Consider the following 18,157-nt stretch of genomic DNA (forward strand, 5'->3'; position numbering starts at 1 on the left):
CGGTATCCCGGGAAGAGCGCGTGGCGCTTTGCCCAGAGAACTGCGCAAAACAAAGAGACGGTTCGCCGTTTTCGTGAAACGGTGAACCGCTCTACGCGGAAGGCTGCTTGGTCTTCCGGAGATAGGGCAGGACGGTCTCATAGGCGCCGAAGCGCTTGATGGCGTCCTCGTTGGAAACGGCCGCGGTGATGATGACGTCCTCGCCCTGCTTCCAGTTCGCCGGCGTCGCTACCTGGTGCTTGGCGGTCAGCTGCATGGAATCGACCGCGCGCAGGATCTCGTCGAAGTTGCGGCCCGTGGTCATCGGATAGGTCAGCACCAGCTTGATCTTCTTGTCGGGCCCGATGACATAGACCGAACGCACAGTGGCATTGTCGGCGGGCGTGCGGCCCTCCGAGGTCTCGCCGGCACCAGCAGGCAGCATGTCGTAGAGCTTGGCGACCTTGAGATCCTTGTCGCCGATCAGCGGATAGTTCACCGAATGGCCGGTCGCCGTCTTGATGTCGTCCTGCCATTTGCCGTGGCTTTCGACCGGATCGACCGAAATGCCGATGATCTTGACGTTGCGCTTCTTGAACTCGCCCTCGAGTCCCGCCATCGTGCCCAACTCGGTCGTGCAGACGGGAGTGAAATTCTTCGGGTGGCTGAACAGCACCGCCCAGCCGTCACCGATCCACTGGTGAAAGCTGATCGGTCCTTGCGTGGTCTCGGCGGTGAAATCCGGGGCGATATCGTTGATGCGAAGGCTCATGATGTTTCCCTACCCTTGAAATGTTGCCGGCAACGGCTGGCGAGCGCTCAAATCTTTTTAACACCTCGGCGGCAACCCACAAATGCCTAAACCCACAGGCGCCCGTCGCGCCCGCGAAAAAATTTCTCTTCTTACCGCCAAGTTCGGCAGGAATTTCCGGGGAGACCGCTTATGCCTTGTTGACGGCCAGCGTCGCCGCAAGATCTTCCATGCGCTGCGCCAGCGCGCCAAGCGCGTTGGTCAGCACGCTGTCGCTCTTGTCGGCCTTGGTCAGCGCCTCGTCGCGGGTTTTGCGCAAGGTCAGCACTTCGCTTTCCATGCCCTTGACGCGCTTCTGCAGCTCCGAAAGTTCATCCATGACCATGATGCCGGCCATGACCGTCAGCCGCTGGTCGCCAATCTCGCCGAATGAATCCTTCAGATGCGAGACGTAGCGGTCGAAACGCTCGGCGAGATCGATCAGATGCTCTTCCTGGCCTTCGTCGCAGGCCATCCGATACTGCTTGCCGTCTATGGAAACCGTGACCTGTGCCATGAGCCTACCTATCCAACACAGCGCGGATGGTTTCCATGGCGGTCACCAGTCGTCGCGACACTTCCTTGTTGGCGTCCTCCAGCCGTTCGGCGCGCGCCTCGGAATTGTCGAGCTCCTGCGCCAGCCGCGAGCGGTCGGCATTCATCCGCTGCACCTCGGCCTCGGCTTCCGAATAATCGCGCTCATGCTCGAGCTTGGCCGCGACGGCGTTTTCCAGGCCTTCCATGGCCTTGCCCAGCCTTGCGATGACTTCCTTGAGTGTCGTTTCCCCGGTCATGGCCTCGTCCTGTGCCCTGCCCATCACCGAATCGTTCGCGTTCAGAACGCGTTATCTCTGAAACATTAGGCACCGGGTGAAGGCGACGTCAACAAAGCTCTCGCGACTGTCCCCTGCTAACGCTAATATAGGCCTGCCCGCGGCATCACAAGGCCGGCAAATGCGCACCGGTTTGTTGACTAAAAGTGCGCGCCTGCTATGTGTCGCGCACGCTTTTCAAGGGCTCTCCCAAGGCCCCGAACCCCACCCCGGAGGAACCATGACGTCGCGTGAACAACATGACCGGATGGCCAATGCGATCCGCTTTCTCTCCATGGACGCGGTCGAGAAGGCGAACTCCGGCCATCCCGGCCTGCCCATGGGCTGCGCCGACATTGCCACGGTGCTGTTCACCCGCTTCCTGAAATTCGACGCCAAGGCGCCGCATTGGGCCGACCGCGACCGCTTCATCCTGTCGGCCGGCCATGGCTCGATGCTGCTCTACTCGCTGCTCTACCTGACCGGCTACGAAGACATGACGATCGACCAGATCAAGCACTTCCGCCAGTTGGGCTCGAAAACCGCCGGCCATCCCGAATATGGCCACGCCGCCGGCATCGAAACGACCACCGGCCCGCTCGGCCAGGGCCTTGCCAATTCTGTCGGCTTCGCGCTCGGCGAGCGCATCATGAACGCCGCCTTCGGCAACGACCTCGTCAGCCACTACACCTATGTGCTGGCCGGCGACGGCTGTCTGATGGAAGGTGTCTCCCAGGAAGCCATCGCTCTTGCCGGCCACCTCAAGCTCAACAAGCTGATCGTGTTCTGGGACAACAACAACATCTCGATCGACGGTCCGGTATCGCTGGCTGACAACACCGACCAGGTCGCCCGCTTCCAGGCCTCCGGCTGGAACGCCAGCCATATCGACGGCACGGATCCGGAAGCCATCGCCTATGCGATCGAAGCCGCCCGCCATTCCGACAAGCCGACGATGATCGCCTGCAAGACGACCATCGGCTTCGGCGCCCCGACCAAGGCCGGCACCAACAAGGCGCACGGCTCGCCGCTCGGCGCCGACGAGATCGCCGGCGCGCGCAAGTTCTTCAACTGGGAGTCACCCCCCTTCGAGGTTCCAGCCGACATCCTCGATGCCTGGCGCACCGCCGGCACGGCCGGCGCCGAGGCGCGCGCCGACTGGGAAGGCCGCCTCGCCAAGGCCGACGCCAAGCTCAGGGCAGAGTTCGAGCGCCGCGTTGCCGGCAAGCTGCCGTCCAACTTCGACGCCGTCATCACCGACTACAAGAAGAAGCTCTCCGCCGACAAGCCCAAGGTCGCTACCCGCAAATCCTCCGAAATGGCGCTGGAAGTCATCAACGGCGCCGTCCCGGAAACCATCGGCGGCTCGGCCGATCTCACCGGCTCCAACAACACTAAGACCAGCCAGACCAAGAACATCACCCCGGACGATTACGGCCAGCGCTATGTCCACTACGGCATCCGCGAACACGGCATGGCTGCCGCCATCAACGGGCTGACGCTGCATGGCGGCGTGATCGCCTATGGCGGCACTTTCCTGTGCTTCTCCGACTACGCCCGCCCCTCGATGCGGCTGGCCTCGCTGATGGGCATCCGCTCGATCTTCGTCATGACCCATGATTCCATTGGTCTCGGCGAAGACGGCCCGACCCATCAGCCGGTCGAGCATGTGGCGGCCCTGCGCGCCATCCCCAATCACAATGTCTTCCGTCCGGCGGATGCGGTCGAGACCGCCGAATGCTGGCAGTTGGCCCTTGAATCGGAAAAGACGCCGTCGACGCTGGCGCTGACCCGACAGAACCTGCCGACCGTGCGCACCGAATTCACCGAGAAGAACCTGAGCAGCCAGGGCGCCTATGAACTCGCCGCCGCCAGCGGCGAAGCCGCGGTGACGATCTTCGCCACGGGTTCGGAAGTCGAGATCGCGCTCGGCGCCCGCGACCTCCTGGAGAAGCACGGCCATCCGACCCGCGTCGTTTCGGTTCCTTGCTTCGAACTGTTCGACAAGCAGAGCGAGGACTACCGCCGCAAGACGATCGGCAATGCGAAAGTGAAGATGGCGATCGAAGCCGGCATCCGCCAGGGCTGGGATCATCTCATCGGCTCGGACGGCATCTTCATCGGCATGACCGGCTTCGGCGCCTCGGGAACGATCGAGCAGCTCTATCCGCATTTCGGCATCACCGCCGAGGCGGCCGCCAAAGCGGCGGAAGCCCGCCTGCATGGCAAGTAAGGCCGTGCATGTTGCCCAAAAGTGTATCTCGATTTTGGGACAGCGACATGTATGAAACAAGAAACGCTTGGCGAAACCGCGTACAGCGGTTCCGCCGGACTGGCCTGACCTAATCGATTTAAATCCACGTCGCCGCGGCTGGATTCTTTCCGCTTCCGCCGCTATGAAGCTGCGGACCAATCGTCTGCCCTCCAGCTCCCAAGGAGAGAAAAATGACCGTCAGAGTTGCCATCAACGGATTCGGCCGCATCGGCCGCAACATCCTGCGCGCCATCCATGAATCGGGCCGCAAGGACATCGACGTCGTCGCCGTCAACGATCTCGGCCCGGTCGAAACCAACGCCCATCTCCTGCGCTATGACAGCGTGCACGGCCGCTTCCCGCACGAAGTGTCGGTTTCCGGCGACCAGATCACCGTCGGCAAGGAGACGTTCAAGGTCACCGCGATCAAGGATCCGACCCAGCTGCCGTGGAAGGAGCTCGGCGTCGACATCGCGCTCGAATGCACCGGCATCTTCACTGCCCGCGACAAAGCCGCCGCGCACCTGACCGCCGGCGCCAAGCGCGTCCTCGTTTCGGCGCCGGCCGAAGGCGCCGACCTCACTGTCGTCTACGGCATCAACCACGACAAGCTGACCAAGGACCACATCGTTATCTCGAACGCGTCCTGCACCACCAATTGCCTGGCGCCGCTGGCCGCAGTCCTGCACGAGACGGTCGGCATCGAAAAGGGCATGATGACGACGATCCATTCCTACACCGGCGACCAGCCGACGCTGGACACCATGCACAAGGATCTCTACCGCGCCCGCGCCGCGGCACTCTCGCAGATCCCGACCTCGACCGGTGCCGCCAAGGCCATCGGCCTGGTGTTGCCCGAGCTCAAGGGCAAGCTCGACGGCATCTCGATCCGCGTGCCGACGCCGAACGTCTCGCTCGTCGACTTCAAGTTCATCGCCAAGCGCTCGACGTCGGCGCAGGAGATCAACGAAGCGGTGATCGCCGCCTCCAACGGCAAGCTCAAGGGCATCCTGTCGGTTACCCATCATCCGAACGTGTCGATCGACTTCAACCACGACCCGCACTCCTCGATCGTGGCCCTCGACCAGACCAAGGTGATGGACGGCAACTTCGTTTCGGTGCTGTCCTGGTACGACAATGAATGGGGCTTCTCCAATCGCATGGGCGATACCGCGGTCGCCTTCGGCAAGACCATCGCCTGATCGCGGGCCCATCTTCCACAGACTTGAAACGCCCGGCTTCGTCCGGGCGTTTTTCGTCGGAGTGCTCGGCAAGGCGTCGCTTCGCTCCTGCTATCCCCAAGCATGACGAAGTTGTAGGGCCTCGGCCAAAAAACCGCTCTCCCGCCTTGCGCCGGCCATGCCTTCGCCCCACTCTTCCTTGAATCGAGAGAAGAGGCAGGGGACAAATCACGGATGGAGCATGCGATCTATCTCGTCACGCTGGTGGGCACCGCGCTTGTCGTCGTCGCCGCGTTTTCGAGCCTGATCGCCTTCCGCTTCGGCGCACCGCTGCTGCTTCTGTTTCTCTGCATCGGCCTCGCCACCGGAACCGACGGCCTCGGCATCGAGTTCGACAACGCCCGCATCGCCTATTTTGCCGGCTCACTGGCGCTGGCGGTGATCCTGTTCGATTCCGGCTTCGGCACGCCTCTCAATGCCTTGCGGCAGGCGGCCGGGCCGGCTCTGTCGCTGGCCACGTTCGGCGTGGTCCTCACCACCGGCCTGTTCGGCGCCGCCGCCTACTACCTGCTCGACCTCACCTGGCTGGAATCCTTCCTGCTCGGTGCCGCCGTCGCCTCCACCGACGCGGCCGCCGTGTTCTTTCTTTTGCGCGCCGGCGAGATCAATCTGCGCGAGCGCGTGCGCTCCACGCTGGAGGTGGAGTCCGGTACCAACGATCCGATCGCCATCTTCCTGACCATCACCCTGGTCGAGATCATAGCCGCCCACGCCGACCCAGAGGCCAATGTCCTGGCCACCAATCTCGTCCTCGGCTTCCTCATCAACATGGGCCTGGGCGCCATTGTCGGCGTGCTGGGGGGCCTCGCCATCGTGCGCCTCGTCGACCGGCTCAATCTCGACCATGGCCTGCTGCCGATCTTCGTGCTGACCCTGTCGCTGATGGTCTTCGCCGCCGCCGGCGCCATCGGCGGCTCCGGTTTCCTGGCGGTCTATCTTGCCGGCCTCATCGCCGGCAATTCCGATATCCGCGCCGTCACTATCCTCAAACGCTTCCAGGACGGCATGTCCTGGCTGGCGCAGATCATCATGTTCCTGATCCTCGGCCTGTTCGCGACGCCCTCGCAATTTCCGGCGATCATGGTGCCTGCGGTGCTGCTTGGCCTGTTCCTGATGTTCGTCGCCCGGCCGATCGCGGTCTGGCTTTGCCTGATCCCGTTTCGTCTGCCGCGCCCCGAAGTCGCCTTCGTTTCCTGGGTCGGCCTGCGGGGCGCCGTGTCGATCCTGCTTGCCATCACTCCCTTGCTCGGCGGGCTGGAGAATGGCCGCACGATCTTCAACGCCGCCTTCATCATCGTCCTGGTGTCACTCGTCATCCAGGGCTGGACCGTTGGTCCGCTGGCGCGCCGTCTCGGCCTGATCGTGCCGGCGCGGCTCGGACCTCTGGACAAGGTCGAGCTCGAACTGCCGGGCTCGGCCCATCACGAGCTCCTCGCCTACCGCGTCGCCCCGGGCAGCCCGGTGGCGCGCGGCGAGCGCATCCCTCGCTGGGCGCGGCCCTCGCTGGTGTTGCGCGACGGACGCTCGATGCGTTTCCAGGACATGGGCAGGCTTGCCGCCGGCGACCAGGTCTACATCTTCGTGCCGGACCGCTATCCACGCCTGCTCGACAAGCTGTTCGCCAGCCGCGCCGTCGTCGACCCCGAGGATGCCGATTTCTTCGGTGCCTTTGCTGTCGATCCGGCGCGTTCCGCTGCCGAACTGGAAGCCGCTTACGCGCCGGGCCTGAGCGAGGCGGAACAGAACCTGACCGTCGGCGCTCTGGTCACGGCTCGGCTCGGCGGCCATGTCGAATACGCCGACCGCGTGCTGATCGGCCCGATCGAGCTGATCGTGCGTGACGTCGATGACAAGGGCAGGATCACAGGCCTGGGCCTCTCCTTCGAACCGACCGCGCCCGTGGCGCGGGTACCGGTCTTCCTCAGCGCCGGCGAGATCGCCGACCGGATCAAGGCCTTCGTCCAAACCTGGCGCAAGCCGGTGGAAACACCGATCCCCCCGGCACGCGCAGACGAGAAAACAGAGCCGGCGGCGGAAAAGGCAACGACCGAGAGCTGACAACGGCGATCCTTTGCGCCGCAGCCATCCGCCTGCCGTGACGCTACGCGACGTCAACGCCTTCGCCTTGAAAATTTCGCGCCCTCCCCAGCCAAGTCTTGCATCGTCGTCGGTGCGGGGTATGGTCCCGGCGATTTCTCAGCGAAAGGAACCAGCATGGCCAGCTTCAAGACACTGGACGATATCGGCAACATCAATGGCAAGCGCGTGCTGGTGCGCGTCGACCTCAACGTTCCCGTCGCTGACGGCAAGGTCACCGACACGACCCGTATCGAACGCATCGCGCCGACCATCGCTGAATTGTCGGGCAAGGGTGCCAAGGTCATCCTGCTCGCCCATTTCGGCCGACCCAAGGACGGTCCCTCGCCGGAATTCTCGCTGGAGCCGATCGCCAGGGCAACGTCCGAGGTGCTCGGCCGCCCCGTGGGCTTTGCTGGCGACTGCGTCGGCGACACGGCGGGAAGTGCCGTCGCCGCCATGAACAAGGGCGACGTGCTGCTGCTCGAGAACACCCGCTTCTACAAGGCCGAGGAGAAGAACGACCCGGCCTTCACCGAACGGCTCGCCGCCAATGGTGATATCTTCGTCAACGACGCCTTCTCCGCTGCCCACCGGGCGCATTCCTCGACCGAGGGACTGGCGCATCTGTTGCCGGCCTTTGCCGGTCGCACCATGCAGGCTGAATTGGAAGCGCTGGAGAAGGGCCTTGGAAATCCTGTCCGCCCGGTGGTCGCCATTGTCGGCGGCGCCAAGGTCTCGACCAAGATCGACCTGCTGATGAACCTGGTCAAGAAGGTCGACGCGCTGGTCATCGGCGGCGGTATGGCCAACACCTTTCTCGCCGCACGCGGCACCGACGTCGGCAAGTCGCTGTGCGAACACGACCTCGCCGCTACCGCCAAGCAGATCATGATCGAGGCGGCCGAGGCCGGCTGCGCCATCATCCTGCCCGTCGACGGTGTCGTGGCGAAGGAATTCAAGGCGGGTGCGGCCAGCGAAACCGTGGCCATAGCCGACGTGCCGGCGGATGGCATGATCCTCGATGTCGGCGAAAAGACCGTGAGGGCCGTTGCCGACTGGATCGATCGCGCCGCGACCTTGGTCTGGAACGGCCCGCTCGGCGCGTTCGAGATCGACCCCTTCGACCGCGCGACGATGGCGGCAGCCAGGCATGCGGCGGCGCGCACCAAGGCTGGCAAGCTGGTTTCGGTGGCCGGTGGCGGCGATACCGTCGCGGCGCTCAACCAGGCCGGGGTTGCCGACGATTTTACCTATGTCTCGACTGCCGGCGGCGCCTTCCTCGAATGGATGGAAGGCAAGCCGCTGCCGGGCGTCGACGTGCTCAAGCGTTGAGACGATCAACTCGAGCGCGCGGCGTTGCCGGGACTTTCGATCGATTCGAGCTTTCCGGCGTCAATCCTTTGGCGGTAGTGTTCTGCTAGAGCAATTCCAGGAAAAGTGTGTACGGCTTTCCGTCCGGAATTGCGTCAAAACAAAGAGTTAGAGCGGTTCGCCGTTTCCGGGAAACGGTGAACCGCTCTAGGCACAGAACAACACCGTCCAGGAGAAGCACGATGAGCGAACGTCTCGAAGACATTGCCGCCGCGATGGTGGCCAACGGCAAAGGCCTGCTGGCCGCCGACGAAAGCTCGGGCACGATCAAGAAGCGGTTCGACGTCATCGGCGTCGAATCGACCGCGGACAGCCGGCGCGACTACCGCGAGATGATGTTCCGCACCAGTGACGCCATGACCAGGTATATTTCCGGCGTCATCCTTTATGACGAGACCATTCGCCAGAAAGCGGCCGACGGCACGCCGTTGGTCGATATCATCAAAGCTTCAGGCGCTATTCCCGGAATCAAGGTCGATGCCGGCGCCAAGCCTCTGGCCGGCTTTCCCGGCGACACGGTCACCGAGGGCCTCGACGGCCTGCGCGAGCGGCTCGCCGACTATTACAAGCTCGGCGCCCGCTTCGCCAAATGGCGTGCCGTGATCGACATCGACACGGCAAAGGGCGTGCCGTCGGTCACCTCGATCAGCGCGAACACCCACGCGCTCGCCCGCTATGCGGCCCTTTGCCAGGAGGCCGGTATCGTGCCGATCGTGGAGCCGGAAGTGCTGATGGACGGCGCCCACGACATCGACACATGCTATGAAATCTCGAGGGCGACGCTGACGAAGCTCTACGACGAGCTCTATGCGGCCCGCGTCGTGCTCGAAGGCACGATCCTGAAACCCAATATGGTGCTGGCCGGCAGGAAGTCGGGCAGGGTGAGCAGTCCTGAAGAGGTCGCGCAAAAGACCATAAAACTGTTCCGCGAGGCCGTGCCGGCCGCGGTGCCGGGCATCGCCTTCCTCTCCGGCGGCCAGGAGGACGAGGAAGCGACCGCCAACCTCAACGCCATCAACGCCATTGGCCCGCATCCGTGGAAGCTGACCTTCTCCTATGGCCGCGCCCTGCAGGCTGCCCCGCAGAAGGCCTGGAGCGGCAAGGCATCCAACGTTGCCGCGGGCCAGGCCGCCTTCACCCACCGCGCCCACATGAACCATCTGGCGGCGCTTGGACAATGGAGGCCGAGCATGGAGCAGGCTGCCTGACCACGGTTTTCCGTCTCTATCGGACCCGGGCCATGCGCCCGGGTTTTGCTGCGCTCCGCCGGACTTGGGATAAAGCGCCTCCATCCCTATTTCTCTCCAGCGCAGCCGGCGCGATGTCGGCTCACGCCCGTCCCGAACGTCCTTGGGATGAAGCCAGGGAGAGGTTCATGCATCGCAACAAGGTCGTTTCACGCGAGGATTGGTTCCGGGCGCACAAAACGCATCTGGCGCGCGAGAAGGAATTGACGCGATTTCGCGAGCGCATCGCGGCGGAACGGCGCGAATTGCCCTGGCTGAAGGTGAGAAAGGACTACGTCTTCGAAACCGAGCAGGGTCCAAGATGCCTGGCCGAACTGTTCGCCGGCCGCAGCCAGCTGATCGTCTATCATTTCGTGTTCGGTCCCGGCTCGACCCATCATTGCGAAGGCTGTGCGTTCGTCGCCGACCACATCGACGGCGCCAACCAGCATCTGAGACATCATGACGTGTCGCTTGTCGTGGTGTCACGCGCGCCGCCCTCCGAGCTGCTGCCCTACCGAGAGCGCATGGGTTGGAAATTCGACTGGGTCTCATCCTATGCCTCGGACTTCAACTTCGACATGCAGGTGTCGTTCACCGACAAGCAGATCGCATCGGGTGAAGCGATCTACAATTTCGAGACGCCCGTTCTGAAATCGAAAGACCTGCCCGGCACCACCGTGTTCTACCGGGACGAGACCGGCGACATCTTCCTGACCTTCATGTCGCGCGCCCGCGGCAGCGAACAACTGATCGGCGCCTATCAATATCTCGACCTTGCGCCGAAAGGGCGCGACGAGACCGGCCCTTACAGAACCTTGATGGACTGGGTGCGGCTGCACGACCAGTATGGAAACAGGTCGCAAGCGGACAGGGCTTAGGACATTCAGCGATCCCATCGAACATTGAACGCTTGAAGGCGTCCGCCACCGGTGCAAGGATCGTTCACCTCCGGCGCAACATGCGTTAAATGCTGCTCGATGCGACGCTTTCCGGCTCTCCTCACCTGGCTCGCCTTCCCTGTCTATGTCTGGCAGGGGCTTGGCGTGCGCCGACGCACCTCGCGCATGCTGCCCGCGCAAGGCCCGGTCATGCATGAGATCGCCGGCGGGCACCCGGCGGTCTGGCTGCTCGTGCTGGGCGATTCCTCCGCCGCCTCGGTCGGCATCGAAAAATCCGAGAATGGCCTGGCCGCGCAGCTGGCCGCCCTGATCTCGCAGCGCACCGGCCGCGCCGTGCGCTGGCGCGCCGCTGGGTTCAATTCGGCGACCTCTGGGCAGATCCGCGACCACGTCCTGCCCAATCTCTCGGCCGATCCGTGGACGCATATCGTGCTCGCCATCGGCACCAACGATACCAAGAATTTCCACTCCGTGCCCCGTTTCAAGAAGGCGTTCGGCGGCCTGCTCTACGCGCTGCGCGCCAAATGGCCCGAGGCCCGCGTCGTGTGGTCTCCTGTGCTGGAGTTCACGCAAGCGCCGGCAATGCCGTCGCTGCTCGGCAGGATCCTGGAAATTCGCGCCGGTGAGATGAACCGGATGGGCAAACGTCTTTGCCTCGAACGCGGTGCGGTGCCGGCGCCGCGCTTGCCGATCACCAATCCCGAAGCCGGCTTCGCCTCGGACGGATTTCATGCTTCGGAAGCCGGTTACCGGGCCTGGGCCGAGCACCTCGTCGGCTGCGTGATCGAAGAGTGATTGCCGCCGGCTGCGTGCCGGCCGACATCTTACGCATTACGGGCGGAAAACCGCCAGACACCTTCCTGGAACTGCGCTACGTCCAATGTCCAAGCACGGCCGTTATCGAAATGGCCGCCATGGCCAGGAGCGCCAGCTTCCAGAAGTCGCTGCGCCGTTTCAGCCCCGGCCAGCCGAGCGGCTTGATCAACTGGATGACCATGATGCCAAGGATGACGAGGGCGAGGAGTTTCGACATGCCGCCTTTGACCAGCATCGGAACCCGCTGTCAAAGCCTCTCGCAAGGGCCGAAACCGGGCCATACCGGCGCTGATCGGCCCTCACTTCGGTAGGCTGACATCCTCCTGACAGACTGCTGTCAGGAGGGGTGTGCGATAGTGGCTCATCGAAGCAAGAGGAGGATAGCCATGAACGGGTTCACCATTCTGCATAATATGAAGCACTATGTCGGCAAGGTGCGCACGATGCGCAATGAGATCCGCACCAGGCGGTTCCTGAATGCATTGCCGGCGGACGTCCGCAAGGATATCGGCTGGCCGGACATGTATGATGGCCTTCATATCCGCGACAATTGAGGCGATTTTTTCAGGCAAGGCTTGGAGGCCGGGATTGCCGCACCCAGATAGCAAGTCCAGGCAAGCAAGTAATGCGATTTCCGGCGAAGGCGAACTGAACGAGTGCAGCTTGTCGCCGGGGGCTGCGCATCTGGGAATGGAGCAAACGCATGCCTGAGCAAAAGACGATCGGCTTTTTGTTCATCCAAGGCTTCGCCGACTGGGAATATGGCCTGCTGGCCGCCTCGGCGGTCGAATGGTTCGGCGCCCGCGCGGTTTCGCTGACGCCGGACGGCGGACCGGTGAGCGGGATCAGCGGTTTCCGGCTGACGCCCGACCGCTCGGCCGGCGCCGATGAAAATGCCGATCTCGATGCAATCGCCGTCATTGGCTCCGACCGATGGGCGGGCGAGGCGCCGCCCGAGGTCGCGGAATTGCTGAGGGCCGTTGCGATGCGGGACGGTGTGGTCGGCGGTATCTGCGCCGGAACGCTGGCGCTGGCCCGAGCCGGCATGTTCGAGAAGGCGAGGCATACCAGCAATGGCCGCGACTGGATCAATCACCACATTGCCGGCTATGCCGGCAATCATAATTATCAGGACGTGCCGCATGCCGTGTCCGACAGCAAGATCGTTTCCGCGCCAGGTTCGGCGCCCGGCACCTTCGCGCTGGCCTTCCTGAAGTCGCTCTATCCTGAACGAAACGGCGAACTTGCCGAGATGCGGACGCTATTCGCCAGCGAGTATGCTGAACGCTCCTGACAGAATGGTGTCAGGAGCGCCATGCCATAGATGCATGAGCGTTCGAGAGGACGAGCGATGAAGAGCTGGACCGACAGATTGAACACGCCGGGGGTCAACGGCATCAAACCGGCCCCGCGCACGGTGGAAGATGGAGCCGAAGACCAGACGATCCTGATGCCGACGGCGCGACAGGTCGACGAATTCATCCCCTCTATTCCCAAAGGCGTCGAGATGGACGTTCGCGCGCTGCGCACGGGGCTTGCCTTTGAACATGGCGCCGAAGTGACATGCCCGGTCGCGATGGGCTATTATCGGCGTACCGTTGCCGAAGCAGCCATTGAGGATCTCGGGCGCGGCATGACGCTGAGCGATGTCGCGCCCTTCTGGCGCGTGCTCGATGCCAATGACGCCGACAACGAGGAAATTGTCCTTCGGCGCGGAATTTGTGGCCGCGCAGCGCAAGTGCGAAGGCCTGAAACCATGATGCATGCCGCCGAGTGTTCTACGGTTTCGGAATAAAGGCATGCGCAAGAACACGATGCATGCAGTCCAAAAGTGGGAACCGGTTTTGGGCGACATGCATAGGAACAACATCGAGGGACCATACGATGCGACGCGCCGACAGGCTCTTCCAGATCGTGCAGCATTTGCGCGGTGGCCGTCTGGTCACCGCGCAGAAGCTTGGCACATGGCTCGAGGTTTCCGAGCGAACCATCTATCGCGACATAGCCGACCTGCAGTCGACCGGAGTGCCGATCGACGGGGAAGCGGGCGTCGGCTACATGATGAGGGAGGGTTTCGACCTTCCACCGCTGATGTTCACGCGTGACGAGATCGTGGCGCTGGTCGCCGGCGCCCGCATGGTGCGTGCCTTTGGCGGTGCGGCCATGGCCCGGGCCGCCGATGAGGCTTTGGTCAAGATCGGCGCGGTGCTGCCCGATGCCGAAAAGGACCGCATCGCCCGCACCGAGATCCACACGCCGATGTGGGTGGTGAGCGACGCCGCGCGCGAGGCGATCGACCTGATCGAGCGCGCCATCGAGAAGCGCCAGGTGCTGACCATCGACTATTCGGACGAAGCTGGCCGCGGCACCGCCCGCGACATCAGGCCCTTGGGCCTTTGGTTCTGGGGCAAGGTCTGGACGCTGGTCGCCTGGTGCGAGATGCGCGACGATTTCCGCGCCTTCCGCATCGATCGCATCGCCTCCGTGGTCATCGCAGGCCGCGTCTTCAAGCCGGAGCGCGGCAAGCAGCTCGCCGATTTTTACCGGGCGGTGGAACGCAGCGAGGATTACGGCATGGCGCCGGACCGCGCGGCGCGAAGCTGACATCTCCCGACCACATGGAAAAGCCCGCTCGAAGCGGGCTTTTCCATCGAATTCACGAGAATTCTACTCCTCGTCGTCGTTATCCTTGTCCTTCGACTTCAGAGCCGAGAGCTTGGCGAACACGGCGTTGGCGTCGAGTTCGGCATCCTCGTCCTTCGGCTTTTCGGGAGCCGGAACCAGGCGCTCGGTCAGCGCCGCCGGCAGCAATGTGTCGCCGACCGGCTGTGCCTGCTCGCGACCACGCGATGCACGGTTGACTTCCATGTCAAGATCGATCTGCGAGGCGAGACCGAGCGTCACCGGGTCCATCGGCTGCAGGTTGGCGGAGTTCCAGTGCTTGCGCTCGCGGATCTGCTCGATCGTGGACTTGGTGGTGCCGACCAGACGCGAGATCTGCGCGTCCTTCAATTCGGGATGGTTGCGCACCAGCCAGAGAATGGCGTTCGGCCGGTCCTGACGCTTCGACAGCGGGGTATAGCGCGGCCCCTTGCGCTTGGATTCCGGCACCCGCACCTTGGGGTCCGAGAGCTTCAGCCGCTGGTTCGGATCCTTCTCGGCACGCGCGATCTCGTCGCGGGTAAGCTGGCCGGTCATGATCGGATCCATGCCCTTGATGCCTTGCGCCGATTCGCCGTCGGCGATCGCCTTGACCTCGAGCGGATGCAGCCCGCAGAATTGTGCTATCTGCTCGAAGGAAAGCGCGGTGTTGTCGACCAGCCAGACGGCGGTCGCCTTGGGCATCAGCAGGGTGTTGGCCATTTAAAAATCCTTCTCGTTCGCCCGCGTTCCCGCGCGGGCGGTGGTTTAGAGCCACCAAAATGGGAAATTCGAGGGTTATATAACCGCTCTGCGGCGCTTCCGCAACGTTTTTGGGAATGCGTTTTTGGGAACGCGCGTCGATCTGGCAGCCACACCGGGGGCGGATCGATCAGGACCGGCACGCAAATGGCGCCGCGAATATGTTTGGGATCCAGAAAGACAAAACCCGCCGGACAAGGTCCGGCGGGTTCGGAACCGGCGACGAGCAAGCGTCTGCGGCGGCTCTGCTTTGCGACCCTGCCTTGCGACAGGGTGGTTCTTGAGATCAGATCGCCTGGCGGGCGATCTTTTCGATGTCGGCGCGATTGATGCCGAGATCGCTAAGCTGGCGCGCATTGAGGCGGTTCAGTTCGCGCACGGTCTCGTTGTACATGCGCCAGTTACGGAAAGCGCGGATCGGGTTCATGTCAGTCCTCCAAATGGGGTGTTCGTTTCGATGATGCTCAAATAGTCATCATCGAGCGGCACTTGAATGGCTGATTTTGCATAGCAATGATGCAAATGCTGCATTGCACCATTAAGCTTTTGTTCGGCTTACAGGCAGGGACCGGGTCGCGGGTATGAGCCCGCCTCCGCCGGCCGGCATCGGCAATGTTGGCGTCAGCCGACGTCGAGCACGATCTTGCCGATATGATCGCCTTCCTCCATACGCTCATGCGCCCGCCAGGCATCGGCGAGCGGGAAGATCATGTCCATTACGGGCGCGATCCGGCGCGTGCCGAGCAACGGCCACACCTGCGCTTCGAGCGCGGCTGCCAGCGCCGCCTTGAACTCAACGGTGCGCGGCCTCAGTGTCGAACCGGTATGAACAAGCCGCTTGACCATGATTTTCGAGAAATCGGCGCTCGCCACCGCGCCGCCTTGCAGGGCGATCTGGACGATCCGGCCCTCGACCGCCGCGGCCTCGTAGTTGCGCGCCACATAGTCGCCGCCGACCATGTCGAGGATGACGTCGGCACCCTTGCCGCCCGTCACTTCCTTGACCGCCGCGACGAAGTCCTCCTCGCGGTAGTTGATCGCCCGGTCGGCGCCGAGCTTCAGGCAGGCATCGCATTTCTCCTTGTTGCCGGCCGTGGTGATGACATGGGCGCCGAAGGCAGATGCAAGCTGGATCGCCGTCGTGCCGATACCCGAAGAGCCGCCATGGACCAGTAGCGTTTCGCCTTTCTTCAAGCCGCCGCGCTCGAACACATTGTGCCAGACGGTGAAATAGTTTTCCGGCACGGCCGCCGCTTCCGTGTGGGTGAAACCGGCCGGCAGCGGCAGCACGCTGCCGGCATGAACCTTGACATATTCGGCATAGCCGCCGCCGGGAGTGAGCGCGCAGACGCGCTCGCCAAGACGCCAGCGAGAGATCTCGTCGCCCAGCGCGGCCACTTCGCCCGACGCCTCCAGGCCCGGCAGGTCCGACGCGCCGGGCGGCGGCGGATAGGCGCCCTTGCGCTGCTGCACGTCGGGCCTGTTGACGCCGGCGGCGCGCACCTTGATCAATATCTCGCCGGGACCGGGCACAGGCACATCGCGCGTCTCCGGTTTGAGCACCCTCGGCCCACCCGGCTCCGAGATCGCGATGGCCGTCATCCTTGCCGGAATTTTATATCCGCTCGCCATGAAATCTCCCGTCTTTCCTCGCCGCATTCTTACCGGCTGTTTGCATCGACGCCCCTGTCCTATGTATGCTCATTGGCAAATCAGGCAAATGGCCAATCGGTATGGCGGAGGAGGAGCACAAATGGCGATCTTCGACGACGAACCCAAGAAGAAGGCGCGTCCGCACGAGATCGGCCAGGACCTGTCGCTGCTCTCCGTCGGCGAGTTGTCGGAACGGATCGGCATCCTGCGTGACGAGATCGCCCGGCTGGAGGCTGAACTCAAGTCGAAGGACAGCACCAAATCCGCGGCCGAGGCGCTGTTCCGCCGCGGATAAGGCTGGAAAGATCCGCCGCCGAAAAGCCCGAATGCGACTGTCTTCAGACTCTGCGTCTTTCCTCGATTTCAGCCGGATCAAAAAATGCTCGCAGCCTACAGACCGATCCTTTCGCTGCTTCGCGGCACCGCCTTCCTTTTGGCAGCGTCGGGATTGCACGGCCTGCTGTTGCCCCTGCGCGGCCAGGTGGAAGGCTTCTCCACCGCATCTCTCGGCCTGATGGGCACGGCCTGGGCCGGCGGCTTCGTCACCGGCTGCTTCTTTGCCCCACGCATCGTGCGTCGCGCCGGCCATGTACGCGCCTTCGGCGCCTTCGCCGCGTCCGGCGCCATCGTCGCGCTGCTCACCGGCCTGGTCATCGACGAATATGTCTGGATCCTGCTGCGCGCCTTCACCGGCTTCACCATGGCCGGCGCCTTCATGGTTATCGAAAGCTGGCTGAACGAGAAGGCCACCAACGAGAATCGCGGCACCGTCTTCGGCCTCTACATGATGGTCACCTATGCCTCGATCATGGGCGGGCAGATGATCGTGGCCGGCGGCGACGTGAAATCGGCCTCGCTCTTCATGATCACCGGCATCCTGTTCTGCTTGTCGCTGATCCCGACCGCGGTATCGACCGCGTCGCACCCCAAGCCGCTCCAGGACGTCAAGCTCGACGTCAAGGGACTCTACGCCAACTCGCCGGTCTCGGCCATCGCTTGCGTCCTCATCGGCATCGCCAACGGCGCATGGGGCACGCTTGGCGCCGTCTACGGCGCCCGCATCGGCATTTCCACCGCCGAGATCGCCTTGATGATGAGCCTGGTGGTGGTGGCGGGCGCCGCCATGCAGCTTCCGGCCGGGCGTTTTTCCGACAAGACCGACCGGCGCTTCGTGCTGGCGGGTGCCGCTTTCGGCGCGGCGCTGTTCGCGCTCTTGATCTTCCTGTTCGAGCCGCGCTCCGGCGTCTTCGTCATCGTCTTCACCGCCGCCTACGGTGCCTTCGCCTATACGCTCTATTCGATCGCCGTGGCGCATGCCAACGATCACGCAAGTGCCGAGGACTTCGTCAAGGTTTCGGGCGGCCTCCTGCTGCTCTACGGCTTCGGCACCATGATCGGCCCTTTGCTGGCGGCCGCCCTGATGGGCTGGATGCGCCCCGAGGGCCTGTTCCTTGCGACCGCGTTCGCGCATCTTTCTCTGGCAGGCTACACGCTGCTGCGCATCAGCCGCCGTGCGCCGGTACCGATCGAGGACCGCGATGCCTTCAAGACGCAGCCCGCCGACCGTTCGGTGACGCCGGAAGCATTGCGGCTCGACCCAAGAAGAAAAGCAGAAGCAAACGGTTGAGATTC

The 18,157-nt window shown here is 63.5% G+C and carries 20 protein-coding genes; 13 read left to right on the forward strand and 7 right to left on the reverse strand.

Features of this window, described 5'->3' with window-relative positions; translation table 11 throughout:
* Window positions 1-91: 91 nt before the first annotated feature.
* From LB566_RS27780 to LB566_RS27790, 3 genes are all read right to left on the reverse strand, one after another.
* On the reverse strand, window positions 92-751 hold the full coding sequence (locus LB566_RS27780; protein WP_140554196.1) for a peroxiredoxin: 660 nt from the start codon (window positions 749-751) through the stop codon (window positions 92-94).
* 169 nt (window positions 752-920) lie between these two features.
* Window positions 921-1,286 (reverse strand): cell division protein ZapA, encoded by a 366-nt coding sequence (locus tag LB566_RS27785; protein WP_140500552.1) that lies wholly within the window; start codon window positions 1,284-1,286, stop codon window positions 921-923.
* 4 nt (window positions 1,287-1,290) lie between these two features.
* Entirely contained in the window at window positions 1,291-1,563 is a 273-nt protein-coding gene (locus LB566_RS27790; RefSeq protein WP_023763725.1) for a DUF4164 domain-containing protein, read from the reverse strand.
* Between the two features lie 259 nt (window positions 1,564-1,822).
* On the opposite strand from LB566_RS27790, the gene tkt reads away from it, so the two are divergent.
* The 7 genes from tkt (at window position 1,823) to LB566_RS27825 (ending at window position 11,449) form a co-directional block, all read left to right on the forward strand.
* A complete protein-coding gene (tkt, locus tag LB566_RS27795) occupies window positions 1,823-3,814 on the forward strand; it encodes a transketolase (protein WP_224629100.1) in 1,992 nt (663 codons plus the stop codon).
* Between the two features lie 212 nt (window positions 3,815-4,026).
* On the forward strand, window positions 4,027-5,037 hold the full coding sequence (gene gap / locus LB566_RS27800; protein WP_224629111.1) for a type I glyceraldehyde-3-phosphate dehydrogenase: 1,011 nt from the start codon (window positions 4,027-4,029) through the stop codon (window positions 5,035-5,037).
* Between the two features lie 213 nt (window positions 5,038-5,250).
* On the forward strand, window positions 5,251-7,134 hold the full coding sequence (locus tag LB566_RS27805; RefSeq protein WP_224629130.1) for a potassium/proton antiporter: 1,884 nt from the start codon (window positions 5,251-5,253) through the stop codon (window positions 7,132-7,134).
* 156 nt (window positions 7,135-7,290) lie between these two features.
* Complete coding sequence (locus tag LB566_RS27810; protein WP_224629131.1) at window positions 7,291-8,487, forward strand: phosphoglycerate kinase; 1,197 nt, start codon at window positions 7,291-7,293, stop codon at window positions 8,485-8,487.
* A gap of 221 nt (window positions 8,488-8,708) precedes the next feature.
* Window positions 8,709-9,734 (forward strand): class I fructose-bisphosphate aldolase, encoded by a 1,026-nt coding sequence (locus tag LB566_RS27815; RefSeq protein ID WP_224629132.1) that lies wholly within the window; start codon window positions 8,709-8,711, stop codon window positions 9,732-9,734.
* Between the two features lie 167 nt (window positions 9,735-9,901).
* A complete protein-coding gene (locus LB566_RS27820; protein WP_224629135.1) occupies window positions 9,902-10,633 on the forward strand; it encodes a DUF899 domain-containing protein in 732 nt (243 codons plus the stop codon).
* A 99-nt stretch (window positions 10,634-10,732) separates the two neighbouring features.
* Window positions 10,733-11,449 carry an SGNH/GDSL hydrolase family protein gene (locus tag LB566_RS27825; RefSeq protein WP_224629137.1) on the forward strand — a complete coding sequence of 239 codons (717 nt, stop codon included), beginning with the start codon at window positions 10,733-10,735 and terminating at the stop codon, window positions 11,447-11,449.
* A gap of 76 nt (window positions 11,450-11,525) precedes the next feature.
* Here the strand turns inward: LB566_RS27825 and LB566_RS27830 are convergent, their stop codons facing one another.
* A complete protein-coding gene (locus tag LB566_RS27830) occupies window positions 11,526-11,687 on the reverse strand; it encodes a hypothetical protein (RefSeq protein WP_140500636.1) in 162 nt (53 codons plus the stop codon).
* Window positions 11,688-11,856: 169 nt separating this feature from the next.
* On the opposite strand from LB566_RS27830, the gene LB566_RS27835 reads away from it, so the two are divergent.
* The 4 genes from LB566_RS27835 to LB566_RS27850 all read left to right on the forward strand — a co-directional run bounded on the left by LB566_RS27835 (window position 11,857) and on the right by LB566_RS27850 (window position 14,074).
* Window positions 11,857-12,024, forward strand: coding sequence for a hypothetical protein (locus LB566_RS27835; protein WP_140550927.1), 168 nt, complete (start codon window positions 11,857-11,859; stop codon window positions 12,022-12,024).
* A gap of 149 nt (window positions 12,025-12,173) precedes the next feature.
* A complete protein-coding gene (locus LB566_RS27840) occupies window positions 12,174-12,764 on the forward strand; it encodes a DJ-1/PfpI family protein (protein ID WP_224629140.1) in 591 nt (196 codons plus the stop codon).
* Between the two features lie 57 nt (window positions 12,765-12,821).
* Entirely contained in the window at window positions 12,822-13,265 is a 444-nt protein-coding gene (locus LB566_RS27845) for a hypothetical protein (protein ID WP_224629142.1), read from the forward strand.
* Between the two features lie 89 nt (window positions 13,266-13,354).
* Window positions 13,355-14,074 (forward strand): helix-turn-helix transcriptional regulator, encoded by a 720-nt coding sequence (locus tag LB566_RS27850; protein WP_140500532.1) that lies wholly within the window; start codon window positions 13,355-13,357, stop codon window positions 14,072-14,074.
* A gap of 63 nt (window positions 14,075-14,137) precedes the next feature.
* Here LB566_RS27850 and LB566_RS27855 read toward each other — a convergent pair whose 3' ends face one another.
* The 3 genes from LB566_RS27855 to LB566_RS27865 form a co-directional block, all read right to left on the reverse strand.
* Window positions 14,138-14,833, reverse strand: coding sequence for a DUF1013 domain-containing protein (locus LB566_RS27855; protein ID WP_140550924.1), 696 nt, complete (start codon window positions 14,831-14,833; stop codon window positions 14,138-14,140).
* A gap of 325 nt (window positions 14,834-15,158) precedes the next feature.
* Window positions 15,159-15,299 (reverse strand): DUF1127 domain-containing protein, encoded by a 141-nt coding sequence (locus LB566_RS27860; RefSeq protein ID WP_140500528.1) that lies wholly within the window; start codon window positions 15,297-15,299, stop codon window positions 15,159-15,161.
* Window positions 15,300-15,493: 194 nt separating this feature from the next.
* Window positions 15,494-16,504 carry an NAD(P)H-quinone oxidoreductase gene (locus tag LB566_RS27865; RefSeq protein ID WP_224629147.1) on the reverse strand — a complete coding sequence of 337 codons (1,011 nt, stop codon included), beginning with the start codon at window positions 16,502-16,504 and terminating at the stop codon, window positions 15,494-15,496.
* Window positions 16,505-16,625: 121 nt separating this feature from the next.
* Here LB566_RS27865 and LB566_RS27870 point away from each other — a divergent pair, with 121 nt between their 5' ends.
* Together LB566_RS27870 and LB566_RS27875 are read left to right on the forward strand one after the other, a co-directional pair.
* On the forward strand, window positions 16,626-16,820 hold the full coding sequence (locus LB566_RS27870) for a DUF1192 domain-containing protein (RefSeq protein ID WP_140500525.1): 195 nt from the start codon (window positions 16,626-16,628) through the stop codon (window positions 16,818-16,820).
* A gap of 84 nt (window positions 16,821-16,904) precedes the next feature.
* On the forward strand, window positions 16,905-18,152 hold the full coding sequence (locus LB566_RS27875; protein WP_140500523.1) for an MFS transporter: 1,248 nt from the start codon (window positions 16,905-16,907) through the stop codon (window positions 18,150-18,152).
* Window positions 18,153-18,157: the final 5 nt, after the last annotated feature.

Source organism: Mesorhizobium sp. CA13 (assembly GCF_020165235.1).
GTDB lineage: Bacteria > Pseudomonadota > Alphaproteobacteria > Rhizobiales > Rhizobiaceae > Mesorhizobium.

Coding starts and splice junctions, on each gene's coding strand:
- LB566_RS27780 (WP_140554196.1), bottom strand. CDS start 751: ATGAGCCTTCGCATCAACGATATCGCCCCGGATTTCACCGCCGAGACC.
- LB566_RS27785 (WP_140500552.1), bottom strand. CDS start 1,286: ATGGCACAGGTCACGGTTTCCATAGACGGCAAGCAGTATCGGATGGCC.
- LB566_RS27790 (WP_023763725.1), bottom strand. CDS start 1,563: ATGACCGGGGAAACGACACTCAAGGAAGTCATCGCAAGGCTGGGCAAG.
- tkt (WP_224629100.1), top strand. CDS start 1,823: ATGACGTCGCGTGAACAACATGACCGGATGGCCAATGCGATCCGCTTT.
- gap (WP_224629111.1), top strand. CDS start 4,027: ATGACCGTCAGAGTTGCCATCAACGGATTCGGCCGCATCGGCCGCAAC.
- LB566_RS27805 (WP_224629130.1), top strand. CDS start 5,251: ATGGAGCATGCGATCTATCTCGTCACGCTGGTGGGCACCGCGCTTGTC.
- LB566_RS27810 (WP_224629131.1), top strand. CDS start 7,291: ATGGCCAGCTTCAAGACACTGGACGATATCGGCAACATCAATGGCAAG.
- LB566_RS27815 (WP_224629132.1), top strand. CDS start 8,709: ATGAGCGAACGTCTCGAAGACATTGCCGCCGCGATGGTGGCCAACGGC.
- LB566_RS27820 (WP_224629135.1), top strand. CDS start 9,902: ATGCATCGCAACAAGGTCGTTTCACGCGAGGATTGGTTCCGGGCGCAC.
- LB566_RS27825 (WP_224629137.1), top strand. CDS start 10,733: ATGCGACGCTTTCCGGCTCTCCTCACCTGGCTCGCCTTCCCTGTCTAT.
- LB566_RS27830 (WP_140500636.1), bottom strand. CDS start 11,687: ATGTCGAAACTCCTCGCCCTCGTCATCCTTGGCATCATGGTCATCCAG.
- LB566_RS27835 (WP_140550927.1), top strand. CDS start 11,857: ATGAACGGGTTCACCATTCTGCATAATATGAAGCACTATGTCGGCAAG.
- LB566_RS27840 (WP_224629140.1), top strand. CDS start 12,174: ATGCCTGAGCAAAAGACGATCGGCTTTTTGTTCATCCAAGGCTTCGCC.
- LB566_RS27845 (WP_224629142.1), top strand. CDS start 12,822: ATGAAGAGCTGGACCGACAGATTGAACACGCCGGGGGTCAACGGCATC.
- LB566_RS27850 (WP_140500532.1), top strand. CDS start 13,355: ATGCGACGCGCCGACAGGCTCTTCCAGATCGTGCAGCATTTGCGCGGT.
- LB566_RS27855 (WP_140550924.1), bottom strand. CDS start 14,833: ATGGCCAACACCCTGCTGATGCCCAAGGCGACCGCCGTCTGGCTGGTC.
- LB566_RS27860 (WP_140500528.1), bottom strand. CDS start 15,299: ATGAACCCGATCCGCGCTTTCCGTAACTGGCGCATGTACAACGAGACC.
- LB566_RS27865 (WP_224629147.1), bottom strand. CDS start 16,504: ATGGCGAGCGGATATAAAATTCCGGCAAGGATGACGGCCATCGCGATC.
- LB566_RS27870 (WP_140500525.1), top strand. CDS start 16,626: ATGGCGATCTTCGACGACGAACCCAAGAAGAAGGCGCGTCCGCACGAG.
- LB566_RS27875 (WP_140500523.1), top strand. CDS start 16,905: ATGCTCGCAGCCTACAGACCGATCCTTTCGCTGCTTCGCGGCACCGCC.